Source organism: Amycolatopsis sp. AA4, from assembly GCF_002796545.1.
GTDB lineage: Bacteria > Actinomycetota > Actinomycetes > Mycobacteriales > Pseudonocardiaceae > Amycolatopsis.
Genome location: NZ_CP024894.1, coordinates 460,802 through 473,463 on the forward strand (window position 1 = coordinate 460,802; position 12,662 = coordinate 473,463).

A 12,662-nucleotide genomic window follows, 5' to 3' on the forward strand; every position below is an offset into this window, starting at 1 on the left:
GATCACGCAGGCGTTCGCGCTCACCATGAGCGTCGCGTTCCTCGTGTACGTCGTGGTGATCGTCGTGCCGTACCTGCGCCGCAAGCCCGCTCCGGTCGGCGATCCGGACGACTTCTCCTGGCACTTCTTCGTCCCCTGCCGCGACGAGGAAGTCGTGATCCGCGAGACGGTGAAGTACCTGCGCGGCACCTTCCGCCGCGCGCACTTGTGGGTCGTGGACGACGACTCCGACGACCGCACCGCCCGCGTCGTGCGCTCGGTCTGGCGGCGCAACGGCGGTTACGACGCGAACCTGCACCTCGTCGCCCGTCAGCGTCCGGAAGCGCGCACGGGCAAGGGAGACGCGCTCAACGCCGCCTACCGCGAACTGGACGACTGGCTCGGTCCCGACGCGGACCGGGAACGGGTGGTGGTCGTGGTGGTCGACGCGGACGGCCGTCCCGCGCCCAACTGTCTCGAAGTGTGCGCGGCGGACCACCTGTTCGGCGACGAAACCGTCGGCGCCGTTCAGCTCGACGTCCGGATGAGCAACTTCCGGAGCCGTCCGCCCGGCCGCACGTGGTTCTCCCGTGCCTTCGGCCTCAAGCTCGCCCAGCTGCAGGACTTGGAGTTCCGCACCGCGATCGCGGCGATCCAGACGTCCCGCGGCTTCACCGGCACGATCTCCATGGGCGGCAACGGGCAGTTCACCCGGCTGTCCGCATTGGACTCGATCGCGGGCGACGAGCTGGCCCCGTGGCGCGGTTCGCTCCTGGAGGACTTCGAACTCGGCGTGCACCTGCTCACCGCGGGCTGGCGGACCGGGTTCACGCCGGATTCCCATGTGGCGCAAGAAGGTCTGTACAGCCTTCGCCGGTTCCTGGTGCAACGCACGCGGTGGGGCCAGGGGACCATGCAGTGCATGCGGTACCTGCGCCGGATCTGGGACTCGCCGCACGTGTCCACTTTGGGCGCCGCGGAGATGATGTACTACCTGGCGCAGCCGTGGATGCAGCTGCTCGGGTCGCTGCTGTACCCGGTTCCGTTCATCCTGCTTCTCGTGAGCACCGCGGGCGATCCCGGCCAGGTGTGGACGTGGTTCACGAACGGCGCCTGGATCCTGTTCGCGATCTACGGTTCGTTCGGGCTGCTGCCGTTCGTCGTCTGGGGCCCGATCTACCAGATGAAATGCTTGCGCAGCAAGAACATCTTCCGCGGCATTGGCATGGGCCTGCTGTACGCGGCCTACATCTACACCTTCTACATCACGTCCTGGCGCGCGCTGTTCCGGCTGGTGCGCGGGCGCAACGGCTGGGCCAAGACCCGGCGCAACACCGAGGCCAGCGCGGGCGTGAAAGTGGCCCTGGACGCGTGAATGCCCGGGCCGCACGCACGCGGCCCGGGCATTCAGTGCGCGATGGTCAGGACGCCGGTTCGAGATCCACGTCGTCGCGGCTGACGAACGCCACGCGGTGGCCGAGCTGGATTTCCACGTACTTCGCCTTGCCCTTCACGACCTTGTTGGTCGCGACGTCGAAGGACGCCGAGTAGTACTCCGAGCCGGTCAGGCCGCCGACCGAGTACTTCTGGCCCGCGCCGAGCTGATACGGCAGCGGCTTGAGCTCCTGCACCGGAATGTCCTTCGGGTACGCGCTGGCCTCCGGGTACGCGCTCCCGTAGACCGGCACGGTCGCCTTGCCCTCCTTGGGAGTCGCGACGAATCCGTCCGCCGGATACGCGGTGGGCGCGTCGGCCGGATTGCGGAACCAGCCCTTCTGTCCGAGGTACCAGATCGCGGTCCAGCCGTCCTTGGCGTCCGCGACGGCGTACTTCTGGCCGGTGGCGACGCGGCTGCCGATGTCCGAGACGTCCATTGTGGACGGGTCAGGTCCGTGCATGCCCGCGTCGGACAGCAGCGGCGCGGATTCGCTCGGCTCGGTGTGCAGCACGACCGACCCCGAACTCCGTTCCGGGCAAGGGTTTCCGGACCCGATCTTGTCGCAGCCGGTGAACACCGGGCGGTTCGCGGAGAACTCCGGGTCGATCATGACCAGCGCGGAATCCGGCGCGCCGTCGTGCTCCAGCGGGGCGCCGAGCAGGTCGAAGTAGTGCGCCCAGTCCCAGTACGGACCCGGGTCCCAGTGCATGCTCTTGATCTTGTCCGCGTTCGGGCCGGGCACGTTGTCGTGGCCGAGGATGTGCGCCCGGTCCAGCGGAACGCCGAAGCGGTGCGCGAGGTAGCGCACGAGCTTGGCGGACTGGCGGTACATCGCCTCGGTGAACCAGGTGCCCTGCGCGGCGAAGCCCTCGTGCTCGATGCCCAGGGATTTCTCGTTGAGATACCAGTTCCCGGCGTGCCAGCCGACGTCCTTGGTCGGCACGTGCTGGGCGACCTGGCCGTCCGAGGAGCGGACCGTGTAGTGCCACGCGGTCTGGCCCGGGGTCTGGGCCTGCTTCAGCACCGAGTCCCAGGTGCCCTCGGTGTCGTGGATGACGATGTAGTCGATCTTCTGGTCGTGCGGCCGGTCGGCCTGGTCGTAGTTGCCGTAGCTGTCGCCGATCTTCTGGAACGGCGCGGGCGCCGATTCGCAGGCCATCGACCTCGGGCACTCGGTGGCCGGCGGCTGTCCGGCGCGCAGCCCGAGACGGTCCGCCTGGGCGCGATCCGGGGTGACGCCGGGCGTCGCGGCGAGCTTAACGGCCTGGCCGTCGTCGGTCGTACGCGCGATGCCGCTGGTGATAGTGGCGAAGACCTCGTCGGCGAAGGTACGCGCGCCAGTGACGTCCTCGGAGCCGCTGTAACGCGCGACGGCTCCGTACCAGTCCTTCGCGTTGTCGCTTTTGACGCCCAGCTCTCGCTGGTACTCGGCCAACAGTGCCGCTCCGCCGCGGATGTTCGCTTCGGCGTCCGTATGCAGCTTCGCCGCGTCGGTGTGCAGCAGCTGGGCGGCCTTGTCGATGGTCTGGCTGCCGGGCCGGGGAGTCGGGGCTTCGAGGGCGCGCAGCCGCAAGGCCGGGCGAGAGTCGTCGCCGCGCGGGTCTTCGTCGGGATTGTCGAATTCGCTGGTGCGCAGCCCGGTGGTCCGGACGTCGGTGAGATGCATCGGCCCGTACCCGGCGGCGGCGCTGGGCGCGCCGGAGTGGGTGTCCCAGCGGGATTCCAGGTACGAAACGGCCAGCAGGACGTCCACCGGGACGCCGAATTCGGAGGACGCGTCAGCGAAGGCGCGCTGGCGGGCTTCATTGGCGGGCTGCGCGGAGGCGGGCACGGCGACCGCGACCAAGGCCAACAGCCCGGTGGTGGCAGCGGCCAGGCGCCACGGGAGGGAGCGGGGCATAGGAGGACTCCAGGAGTGAGATGCCTGTCTGTGCGGATCCAACCAGGTGCCGAGAGGAGTCGGGAGTGGTTTTCCGCCGGTTGGGTCCGAACGGGCACGCGGCGGCGCCCAGGCTGCGTGGCGCCTGGTCGAGGGGGTCGCCCGCGCCCTGGAACAAAGTGGCCGGTCAGCGGCTTCCGTCCCAGGATTCACCAGGTCCGGCGGACCCTCCTTGCGAAGCTGGCACTCACATGGCTAGAGTGCTAATCGAACGGCCCGGACACGCCCCGGCACCCGCGACGGCGGGGGTGGTATGAGCCGTAACCAGTCATCATGCCGACGCTTTCGACGACCGTGGAGGTCAACCCGGTGAGCGTGAACATCAAGCCGCTCGAGGACAAGATCGTTGTCCAGACGAGCGAGGCCGAGGAGACGACCGCTTCCGGCCTCGTCATCCCCGACACCGCCAAGGAGAAGCCCCAGGAGGGCAAGGTTCTGGCCGTGGGCCCGGGCCGCATCGACGACAAGGGCAACCGCGTTCCGCTGGACGTGGCTGTCGGCGACGTCGTCATCTACTCCAAGTACGGCGGCACCGAGGTCAAGTACAACGGCGAGGACTACCTGATCCTCTCCGCCCGCGACGTGCTGGCCGTCATCAACTGACGCGTCACTCGCAGCGCAAGGACGCCCCGGGCCCCGCTCATGCCGGGGTGCGGGGCGTTTTGCGTCGCACGACAACCGAAAGGTAAGCGGAAAGCGTTATGCCCAAGCAGATCAGTTTCGACGAGGACGCTCGTCGCGCGCTCGAGCGCGGGGTGAACAAGCTCGCCGACGCGGTCAAGGTCACCCTCGGCCCGCGCGGTCGCCACGTCGTCCTCGACAAGAAGTTCGGCGGCCCGACGATCACCCTCGACGGCGTCACCGTCGCGCGCGAGGTCGAGCTCGACGACCCGTTCGAGAACCTCGGCGCGCAGCTCGCCAAGAGCGTCGCCACCAAGACCAACGACGTCGCCGGCGACGGAACCACCACCGCCACGGTGCTGGCCCAGTCGCTGGTCAAGCACGGCCTGCGCAACGTCGCCGCCGGCGCCAACCCGACCGCGGTCGGCAAGGGCATCGAGGCGGCCGCGGAGAAGGTCGTCGAGGTCCTCAAGGCCAAGGCCACCCCGGTCAAGGGCCGTGACAACATCGCCCAGGTCGGCACCGTCACCTCGCGCGACGCGGCGATCGGCGCGCTGCTCGGCGAGGCCGTCGAGCGCGTGGGCGAGGACGGCGTGATCACCATCGAGGAGTCGTCCACGCTGGCGACCGACCTCGTGATCACCGAGGGCGTCCAGTTCGACAAGGGCTTCCTGTCGGCGCACTTCGCGACCAACCCGGAGGACCAGAAGGCGATCCTCGAGGACGCCTACATCCTGCTGCACCGCGAGAAGATCTCGGCGCTGGCCGACCTGCTCCCGGTGCTGGAGAAGGTCGTCGAGGCGAAGAAGCCGCTGCTGATCATCGCCGAGGACGTCGACGGCGAGGCGCTGTCCACCCTCGTGGTGAACTCGCTGCGCAAGACGATCACCGCGGTCGCGGTCAAGGCCCCGTTCTTCGGCGACCGCCGCAAGGCGTTCCTGGACGACCTGGCTGTCGTCACCGGCGGCGAGGTCATCTCCGCGGAGATCGGCCGCAAGCTGTCCGAGGTCGACCTCGGCTCGCTGGGCAAGGCCCGCCGGGTCGTCGTCACCAAGGACGACACGACGATCGTCGACGGCGCGGGCACCAAGGACGCCATCGCCGCGCGGACCGCGCAGATCCGCAAGGAGATCGAGACCACCGACTCCGACTGGGACCGCGAAAAGCTGCAGGAGCGGCTCGCGAAGCTCGGCGGCGGCGTGGCCGTGATCAAGGTCGGCGCGGCCACCGAGACCGAGCTGAACGAGCGCAAGCACCGCATCGAGGACGCCGTGGCTTCGACGAAGGCGGCCGTCGAGGAGGGCATCCTGCCCGGCGGTGGTTCGGCGCTGGTGCACGCGGTCAAGGAACTCGAGGGCGACCTCGGCCTGACCGGCGACGAGGCGACCGGCGTGCGCATCGTCCGCGACGCGCTCACCGCCCCGCTCTTCTGGATCGCGACGAACGCGGGCTACGAGGGCGCGGTCATCGTGAACAAGGTCCAGGAGCAGGGCTGGGGCCAGGGCTTCAACGCCGCCACCGGCGAACTGACCGACCTGATCGCGGGCGGCATCGTCGACCCGGTCAAGGTCACCCGCTCGGCCGTCGCGAACGCGGCGTCCATCGCCCGGCTGGTGCTGACCACGGAAAGCTCCGTGGTCGAGAAGCCGGCCGAGGAAGAGCCGGAGGCCGCTGGCCACGGGCACTCGCACTGACGCGGTTCGCTTTTCGGCGGGGCGGCACTTCCCTGGGGAGTGCCGCCCCGTTGCGCGTTGGCCTCCGCTCCGCGGCGCTGTGGACAGCTGCGGTCGAGGACGGGGTCCGGGCCGCGGTTCTTCCCTGTGGTTTTGATCGTGGTCGCGGCGACGCGGTCGCAGGCGACCAGGTGCCGTCCAAGATGAGGTGCGCGTCCCCCGTGGAGGGTGGGGGCCGGTCAGGCCGTGAAGCCGCCGTCCACCGTAATGGACGTCCCCGTCAGGTACCGGCCGTCCGGCCCGGCCAGATAAGCCACTGCCGCCGCGATGTCGGTCGGATTTCCGTAGTGCCCCAACGCGATATGCGCCAACTGGTCCCCGGAATGCGGACCGTCCGCCGGGTTCATTTCGGTGTCCGTCGAGCCTGGGTGGACCACCATCGCCGTGATGCCGCGCGGTCCCAGGTCGCGGGCCAGGCCCTTCGTCATCCCGGCCAGGGCCGACTTGCTCGCTGAGTACAGGCTCAATCCGACGAACGGCGAGCGCTCCGCCAAATCGCTGCCGATCGACACGATCCGGCCGCCCCGCTGCATGTGTTTGACCGCGGCCCGGGCCGCCACCAGCGGGGCCTTCACGTGGATCGCCAGGGTGCGGTCGATCGTTTCCGTGGTCAGGTCCTCGACCGGTGCCGCCGGGAAGACCCCGGCGTTGTTCACCAGCACGTCCAAAGCGCCCAGTTCGGCGGCCGTCCGGTCGACCGCGCTGGTCACGGCGTCCGCGTCGGCGGCGTCCGCCTGCAGGGCCAGGCCTCGCCGGCCCTGTTTTTCGATGGCCCCGACCACGTCCGCCGCCCGGTCCGCGGCGCGTTCGTAGGTGATCGCGACGTCCGCGCCGTCCTCGGCCAGCCGGAGTGCGATCGCGGCGCCGATCCCGCGGCTTCCGCCGGTGACCAGCGCGACCTTGCCGTCCAGGGTTCCCATGTCCCACCTCTTTCTGTAGTGATAGCTACATAAATAGCCGCGTACGATGGGCGGGGTCAAGATTTCTGTATCGCTCACTAAAGAAGGTGGTCCATGTCACCCCGCGGCCGCCCGCGCGCGTTCGACCGCGAGCACGCGCTCACGCAGGCCATGTTGGTCTTCTGGGAGCGCGGCTACGACGGTGCGTCGCTGGCGGAGCTGACCGAGGCGATGGGGATCAAGCCGCCGAGCCTGTACGCGGCCTTCGGAGACAAGGAAGCACTGTTCCGCGAAGCGATCGAGCACTACCAATCGGTGTACGGACGCCACACGATGCGCGCGCTGACCGAAGAGCCGACAGCGCGCGCGGCGGTTGAAGCGCTGCTTCGCGACAATGCTTGCGCGTACGTGGAACCAGGGCATCCCAAGGGGTGCATGGTCGTTCTGGCGGCTACCAACTGCACGCCAGCGAATGCGTCCGTGTGGAAGTTTCTCGCTGCTTCGCGCGACGAAGTGCGGAGCAGGCTGCGCGAGCGCCTTCGTCGTGGAGTGGAAGAAGGCGACCTCGCGGCCACTGTGGACATTGACGCGCTCAGCGCGCTGTACACGACTGTCTTTTATGGACTGACCCTGCAAGCGCGCGACGGCGTCAGCCTCGACTCGCTGATGGCCGTCATCGACCTCGCGCTCTCGCTGTGGCCCGAAAACGGCGGAGGGACGGCGTCCACTGTGGACACCGCCCCTTCCGCGCCGCGATGAAAGTCAGACGTGCGCCATGGTCAGCGCGCGTTTGTCCTGCTTGATGATGTGGTCTCGTTCCGATTCGGACAGCCCGCCCCAGATGCCGTAGGGCTCGTGCACGGCGAGCGCGTGCTTGCGGCACATCTCCAGCACCGGGCACGACAGGCAGATCGCCTTGGCCCTGGCCTCGCGCCGCGCCCTCGCCGGTCCCCGCTCTCCGTCCGGGTGGAAGAAGGATCCGCTGTCCATCCCCCGGCACGACCCCTCCAGCTGCCAGTCCCACATGTCTGCGTTGGGGCCGGGGAGCCTGCGCGTGTCTGCCATCCTGACCGCCTCCGTCATCCGGTCGATGCCATTAGCTGCTCTGCTGTGGTGCCGATACTCCATTCGGTGCAACGGCGGTAACGTTAGAAGCGCGCCAATAGTTGTTCAATAGATCGGCGGCGATTCAGCCGTTAGGCATCCCCCAGATGTGTGAGCAGGGCTTTTGGCTCGGGTTGCCGTTACCGCGAGCGGGCTGGATATTGACCGGGTGGGATCCGGATCAGGCGATGGAGAACCCACCCTGCCGGTGGCCTCGGTCGCCCGTCGGCTCGGTGTCGCGCCGTCCACCCTGCGTACTTGGGACCGCCGTTACGGCCTGGGTCCCAGTCGCCACACCGACGGCAGACATCGCCGCTACGGCAGCTCCGACATCGGCCGTCTCGAACTTATGCAGCGCGCGCTCCTTCGCGGCGCTTCTACGGCGGAGGCCGCGCGGTACGCGTTGGAGCAGATGCCGCGCGCGGACTTCGTGCCAGCACCGGCCGAACCTGCCGAGGCGACGGAGACGAAGGCGGCTGACGACGTCGAAGTCCCTTCGCGGCTCGCGCGTCGCCTGAGTACCGCTGCGTTGGCCATGGACGTCGGCGCGGTACAGCGAATGCTTGTCGACGCCATCAGCGAGCTAGGCGTGCTTCAGGCGTGGTCGGGCGTGATCGACCCGGTCCTCACCGCGCTCGGCGCGCGATGGCGAGGCGTGCACGCGGGTGCGGAAGTGGAGTACCTGCTCGCTGAGTGCGTGTACGCGGCCTTAGTGCGCGCGACGCCAGTCCTCGACCAGCCTCGCAACCAACGGCCGGTCCTGATCGCGTGCGTGCCCGATGAGCGGGACAACATGCCGGTGTACGCGCTCGCTGCGGCTCTCGCGGGTCGACGGATCGGCGCGCAACTCTTCGGCCTTGCGCTGCCGCAAGAAGTGCTGGCGGTAGCGGTGCGGCGAAGCGCGCCTGCCGCGGTGGTGCTGTGGGCGAATCGGGCGGACGCGGACCCGCGGCTCTTCGCGCGCGTGTCTCGCGGACGGCAGCGGACTCGGCTGTTCGCTTGCGGGCCTGGATGGGAGCCGGCGTTGTTGCCGCCGAAGGTCGAGCTGCTGGCGGATCTTTCCGCGGCGGCCGACCGCGTGGAGCACGTTCTTGTCGGTGCTCCACGCTAGAAAGGTCGGGTGGACGAAGAAGCTCTGACTGCCCTCGCGTTCGGCTCGGACGCCGGGTCGTCGGATCCGATACCTCGCGACGGCTCGCCAAGAGAGCGCCTCCTGGCGGCGATCGTGCTGGGCGCGCGCGGCCGGTACGCGGCGGCCGCGGACTTGCTCGACCCGCTTCGGCGCGGCCGGGATCCGCTGACGGCCTCGCTGGCGGCGAGCACGCTCGCGTCGCATCGGCGGCAGCTGGGCGCACACGTCGCGGCGCGGAAGCTGGACGGGGAAGCTCTGCTGAAGATCGGGCTGCGCGACGCCGGTGCGCCCGCACCGACCCCAGCGCGGGCCGCCAGCGGGGGAGCGGCACAGGAAGACCCGCACGGACTGGACCGCCAAGGCGCCCGAGCCGACGCCCTCCTCGGCCTGGCCGCCGACAACCTCGCCCTCGGCCGCATCTCCGCCGCCCGCCGCCTGGCCATCCGGGCCGCCCAGGCCGACCGCCGCTGGCGCGCGAATATTCGAGGCGGCTGGGTGGGCGCCGAGATCGAACTCGCCGACGGACACCCGGAAGCGGCCGTCGCTCCGGCCCGGCTGGCGTACGAGACCGCCGTCGCCCGTCACGCTCGGCGACACATCGTGAAGTCCGGCATCGTCCTCGGTGTCGCCCTGCTCGCCGCCGGACAGGACGGTGCGCGCGAACTCGTCCTCGCGGCCGCCGCGGACGCCGAAAAATATGAGCTGGATTCACTTAGTTGGGTGGCCACCCGCGTTGCCGCCGATCTGGACCCCGGCGGGGCAGAGGAGTATCGATTCAGGAGCCATCAGGTGTTGCACGCAGTGTTACGGCACGCGGATCCTTGCGTGATGCGCATCGCACACGAATCGCCGTGGGTGCCCGTCAGACCCGGGTAGGCCTGCGGGAACGCGCGTTCCGGCATCCGGGCTAAGAAACTTCAAAAAAAGCCACCGGATCGTGTCAAGGTTCGGGCTAAAGCGTCCGATAGGGGAAGTGGAATGTCACCCGGCTGCAGGAAGGAAACCCCGTGACGACGGTCTTGATCTGCGACGACCGACGCAGTGTCCGCGAAGGGCTCACCCGTGTGATGTCCGCGGTGCCTGGGGTCAGTCGCATCGACTGCGTAGCGCACGGTGACGAGCTGCTGGCCCGGTACACCCGTCAGCCGGTCGACGTCGTGCTGGTGGGAACGCAACGCGCGGTCCCGACGGGCGTCGAGGCCACCCGCCGGCTCGTCTCCGCGAACCCCCAGGCGAATGTCATCGTCTTCGGAGCCCCGGACGACGCGGGCAGCATCGCGGCCGCCATCGCCGGCGGAGCGCGCGGCTACCTGCGCTGGGACGCCTCGCGGCCCGAACTGGTCGCCGCGCTGGCGCACACCCTGGCCAGCACCTCGGTGCCCGCGCCGCGGCAGCCGTCCGACCCGGGCGTGCAGCTCACCGAGCGCGAGCTGCAGGTGCTGCGCGGCATGAGCCAGGGCAAGAGCAACGGCCAGATCGGCCGTGAGCTGTATCTCTCCGAGGACACGGTCAAGACGCACGCGCGGCGGCTGTTCCGCAAGCTCGGCGTCCGCGACCGCGCGCAGGCCGTGGCGCACGGCTTCCGCCGCGGCCTCGTGTCCTGATCGAGGACGAGCAAGCCAAAACGGGACTTCCGATCCGGTTCCCGCGGTGACGAACGGGCCAGGGCAGCAAGCCCTGGCCCGTACCTGTTGTCCTGGCCCCTGCTCTCGTGCCTCGCCCGCGTCCCCACCGCGTGACGGCACTGCCCCAGCCCGTCTGCCTGCGACAATCGCCGCCCGGCCGCCTCCGGCGCGCCGGTCACCACCTCTGGCGGTTGTCTGGTAGGACTCCGACGGTACGGTAGCTGTGACCGGCGCTGGACGGGGACGACCACGCGCCGGATTCTTTGCACGCCTACACGTAACGCTGGGACTGTTGTCTGCGATGGCCACTGTGGGGGATGGACTGGACGAGCCGGTCGCCGCCGCTGTCGAGGGAGACCCTCAGGCAGTCGAGCGATTGCTGGCCGCCATTCGTCCCCTTGTGGTGCGGTATTGCCGTGCCAGGGTTGGCAGGCAGGAGCGTTCGTTCGCTTCGGCAGACGACGTTGCGCAGGAGGTGTGTCTCGCGGTGCTTACGGCCTTGCCTTCGTACCGTGACCAGGGCCGCCCCTTCCTGGCGTTCGTCTACGGCATCGCCCAGCACAAGGTCGCCGACGCGCACCGCGCCGCGGCGCGCAACCGGGCGGAGCCGGTCGCCGAGATCCCCGACGAGATCGAGGGCGGCGTCGGCCCGGAGCAACGTGCCCTGCAGGGTGAGCTGAACGAGCGGATGGCGCAGTTGCTGCAGGTGCTGCCGGACAAACAGCGGGAAATCGTCGTTCTGCGGGTCGTGGTCGGACTGTCGGCGGAGGAGACGGCGGAAGCCGTCGGTTCCACGCCGGGCGCCGTCCGCGTCGCCCAGCACCGGGCGCTCGCCCGGCTGCGCAAGGTGCTTGCCGCCGAGGAGGTGATCTGAGTGACCGATCGCGAAGACCGGGACAGAGACCTGTCACCTTCCGCGCAGGCCAGCGGCCTGACCGGGTACGAAGCGGAAGCCGACGGCGACCTCACGGCCATCCAGGCCGACGACGCGCTCCTCGACGCGCTCGGCGGGACCGATCCGGCTGTCGCCGACGGGCTCGGAGACCAGGAACTGAACGCGCTGCTGCTCGCGTGGCGCCGCGACATCGACAGCGAGCCGCTCGCCGAGCTGGTCGACGTCGACACCGCGGTCACCACGGTGAAGACCGCCACGCTGGCGCGCAAATACCAAAGCCGCGGCCGGCGCCGCCGCTATCTCGTGCCGGTGGCCGCCGCGTGCGCCGCCGCCGCGATCGCCTTCACCGGCACCGGGCTCGCCGCCCGGGACGCCCAGCCCGGCGACACGCTGTGGGGCCTCACGAAGGTGCTCTACGCCGACCACGCCCGCTCCGTCGAGGCCGCCGCCGCGGCGAAGCTCGACCTGGAGAAGGCGAACCTGGCGCTGGCCGACAACCGGCTCGCGGACGCCCGGCGCGCGCTCGCCGACGCGCAGGCCGCGCTCACCCAGGTCACCGACGCGGACAACCGCAACCAGCTGCTGCAGCAGCACCGCGAACTGGCCGCCCAGCTCGGCCAGCCGACGGCTCCGCCCACCGGGCAGACGTCGTCGTCGCCCGCCGTCCCGCCGGTGCACGACCCGGTCAGCAGCGCGGCGCAGCCGCCCGGCCAGTCGACGTCGCTGCCCGGCACCGGCCACACGAACAACCCGCCGCCGGTCTCCTCGGTGACGCCGCTGCCGCCGGTCACGTCCACGCCGAGTTCGCCGCCGCCGTCGCCGAGCGCCACCCCGAACGATCCGGGCACGGGCAGCAGCCCGCGCAACGAGTCGTCGCAAGGGGTGCAGGCCCCGAACGGCACCAGCGGCTCCTAGGTTTCCCGAAGGTCCCGGCACGAACAGTGCCGGGACCTTTTTCGTACTCGACGGGGGAGGCACGGTGCTGGTTTTCGGAGAGCCCTACGAGACGTCTCAGGGGACGGTGCTGATCACGGTCGCCCGGCAAGGCCGCCGAGGCGGGCCGGGGCGCGCGGTCGGGCTGTACGCGATCAACAAGGACGGCGTGACGTGGACGCCGGCGGTCGATCAGGGCCGGATTTCGTTGATCGCCGTGTGCACCGGCTTCGTGGCGGCGGCGTTGTCGACGCTGGCCGTGGTGCGCCGTCCACCGTGGCCGGACCTGACCGAGCGAGCGATGATCGCCCAGGCCAGGAACGGGAAACCCCGGCCCTGACCCAGGCTGTCCACAAGTCGACAT

General features: G+C 69.8%; 13 protein-coding genes. 10 read left to right on the forward strand and 3 right to left on the reverse strand.

The annotated features are described in order from the left end of the window. Window positions 1–25: 25 nt before the first annotated feature. A complete protein-coding gene (locus CU254_RS02360) occupies window positions 26–1,354 on the forward strand; it encodes a glycosyltransferase (RefSeq protein WP_009072405.1) in 1,329 nt (442 codons plus the stop codon). Between the two features lie 46 nt (window positions 1,355–1,400). Here the strand turns inward: CU254_RS02360 and CU254_RS02365 are convergent, their stop codons facing one another. Then, window positions 1,401–3,317: an N-acetylmuramoyl-L-alanine amidase gene (locus CU254_RS02365; RefSeq protein ID WP_009072406.1), complete on the reverse strand. Its 1,917-nt coding sequence runs from the start codon at window positions 3,315–3,317 to the stop codon at window positions 1,401–1,403. Window positions 3,318–3,629: 312 nt separating this feature from the next. Between CU254_RS02365 and groES the strand changes: the two genes are divergently transcribed. Continuing rightward, window positions 3,630–3,959, forward strand: coding sequence for a co-chaperone GroES (gene groES / locus CU254_RS02370; protein WP_020662728.1), 330 nt, complete (start codon window positions 3,630–3,632; stop codon window positions 3,957–3,959). A gap of 98 nt (window positions 3,960–4,057) precedes the next feature. Then, window positions 4,058–5,671 carry a chaperonin GroEL gene (gene groL / locus CU254_RS02375; protein ID WP_009072409.1) on the forward strand — a complete coding sequence of 538 codons (1,614 nt, stop codon included), beginning with the start codon at window positions 4,058–4,060 and terminating at the stop codon, window positions 5,669–5,671. 218 nt (window positions 5,672–5,889) lie between these two features. Here groL and CU254_RS02380 read toward each other — a convergent pair whose 3' ends face one another. After that, on the reverse strand, window positions 5,890–6,630 hold the full coding sequence (locus CU254_RS02380) for an SDR family NAD(P)-dependent oxidoreductase (protein WP_009072413.1): 741 nt from the start codon (window positions 6,628–6,630) through the stop codon (window positions 5,890–5,892). A gap of 93 nt (window positions 6,631–6,723) precedes the next feature. On the opposite strand from CU254_RS02380, the gene CU254_RS02385 reads away from it, so the two are divergent. Then, window positions 6,724–7,368 carry a TetR/AcrR family transcriptional regulator gene (locus CU254_RS02385; protein WP_009072415.1) on the forward strand — a complete coding sequence of 215 codons (645 nt, stop codon included), beginning with the start codon at window positions 6,724–6,726 and terminating at the stop codon, window positions 7,366–7,368. Between the two features lie 3 nt (window positions 7,369–7,371). On the opposite strand, the gene CU254_RS02390 is transcribed toward CU254_RS02385, so the two are convergent. Beyond that, on the reverse strand, window positions 7,372–7,674 hold the full coding sequence (locus tag CU254_RS02390; protein WP_037716465.1) for a WhiB family transcriptional regulator: 303 nt from the start codon (window positions 7,672–7,674) through the stop codon (window positions 7,372–7,374). 247 nt (window positions 7,675–7,921) lie between these two features. On the opposite strand from CU254_RS02390, the gene CU254_RS02395 reads away from it, so the two are divergent. The 6 genes from CU254_RS02395 (at window position 7,922) to CU254_RS02420 (ending at window position 12,638) form a co-directional block, all read left to right on the forward strand. Continuing rightward, window positions 7,922–8,824: a MerR family transcriptional regulator gene (locus CU254_RS02395; protein WP_009072418.1), complete on the forward strand. Its 903-nt coding sequence runs from the start codon at window positions 7,922–7,924 to the stop codon at window positions 8,822–8,824. Window positions 8,825–8,833: 9 nt separating this feature from the next. Next, the gene (locus tag CU254_RS02400; RefSeq protein ID WP_009072420.1) at window positions 8,834–9,721 is read left to right on the forward strand and encodes a hypothetical protein; all 888 of its coding nucleotides are present in this window, start codon (window positions 8,834–8,836) and stop codon (window positions 9,719–9,721) included. 131 nt (window positions 9,722–9,852) lie between these two features. Then, complete coding sequence (locus tag CU254_RS02405) at window positions 9,853–10,449, forward strand: response regulator transcription factor (RefSeq protein ID WP_020662719.1); 597 nt, start codon at window positions 9,853–9,855, stop codon at window positions 10,447–10,449. 322 nt (window positions 10,450–10,771) lie between these two features. Then, complete coding sequence (locus CU254_RS02410; protein ID WP_009072423.1) at window positions 10,772–11,344, forward strand: sigma-70 family RNA polymerase sigma factor; 573 nt, start codon at window positions 10,772–10,774, stop codon at window positions 11,342–11,344. Next, window positions 11,345–12,280 (forward strand): anti-sigma-D factor RsdA, encoded by a 936-nt coding sequence (locus CU254_RS02415; protein ID WP_009072425.1) that lies wholly within the window; start codon window positions 11,345–11,347, stop codon window positions 12,278–12,280. Between the two features lie 64 nt (window positions 12,281–12,344). Further along, window positions 12,345–12,638 carry a hypothetical protein gene (locus CU254_RS02420; protein WP_009072426.1) on the forward strand — a complete coding sequence of 98 codons (294 nt, stop codon included), beginning with the start codon at window positions 12,345–12,347 and terminating at the stop codon, window positions 12,636–12,638. Window positions 12,639–12,662 lie beyond the last annotated feature (24 nt).

Excerpts from the sequence above, each read along its gene's own strand:
- CU254_RS02365 (WP_009072406.1), bottom strand. The coding sequence starts at position 3,317 with ATGCCCCGCTCCCTCCCGTGGCGCCTGGCCGCTGCCACCACCGGGCTG.
- groL (WP_009072409.1), top strand. The coding sequence starts at position 4,058 with ATGCCCAAGCAGATCAGTTTCGACGAGGACGCTCGTCGCGCGCTCGAG.
- CU254_RS02360 (WP_009072405.1), top strand. The coding sequence starts at position 26 with ATGAGCGTCGCGTTCCTCGTGTACGTCGTGGTGATCGTCGTGCCGTAC.
- CU254_RS02390 (WP_037716465.1), bottom strand. The coding sequence starts at position 7,674 with ATGGCAGACACGCGCAGGCTCCCCGGCCCCAACGCAGACATGTGGGAC.
- CU254_RS02410 (WP_009072423.1), top strand. The coding sequence starts at position 10,772 with ATGGCCACTGTGGGGGATGGACTGGACGAGCCGGTCGCCGCCGCTGTC.
- CU254_RS02385 (WP_009072415.1), top strand. The coding sequence starts at position 6,724 with ATGTCACCCCGCGGCCGCCCGCGCGCGTTCGACCGCGAGCACGCGCTC.
- groES (WP_020662728.1), top strand. The coding sequence starts at position 3,630 with ATGCCGACGCTTTCGACGACCGTGGAGGTCAACCCGGTGAGCGTGAAC.
- CU254_RS02380 (WP_009072413.1), bottom strand. The coding sequence starts at position 6,630 with ATGGGAACCCTGGACGGCAAGGTCGCGCTGGTCACCGGCGGAAGCCGC.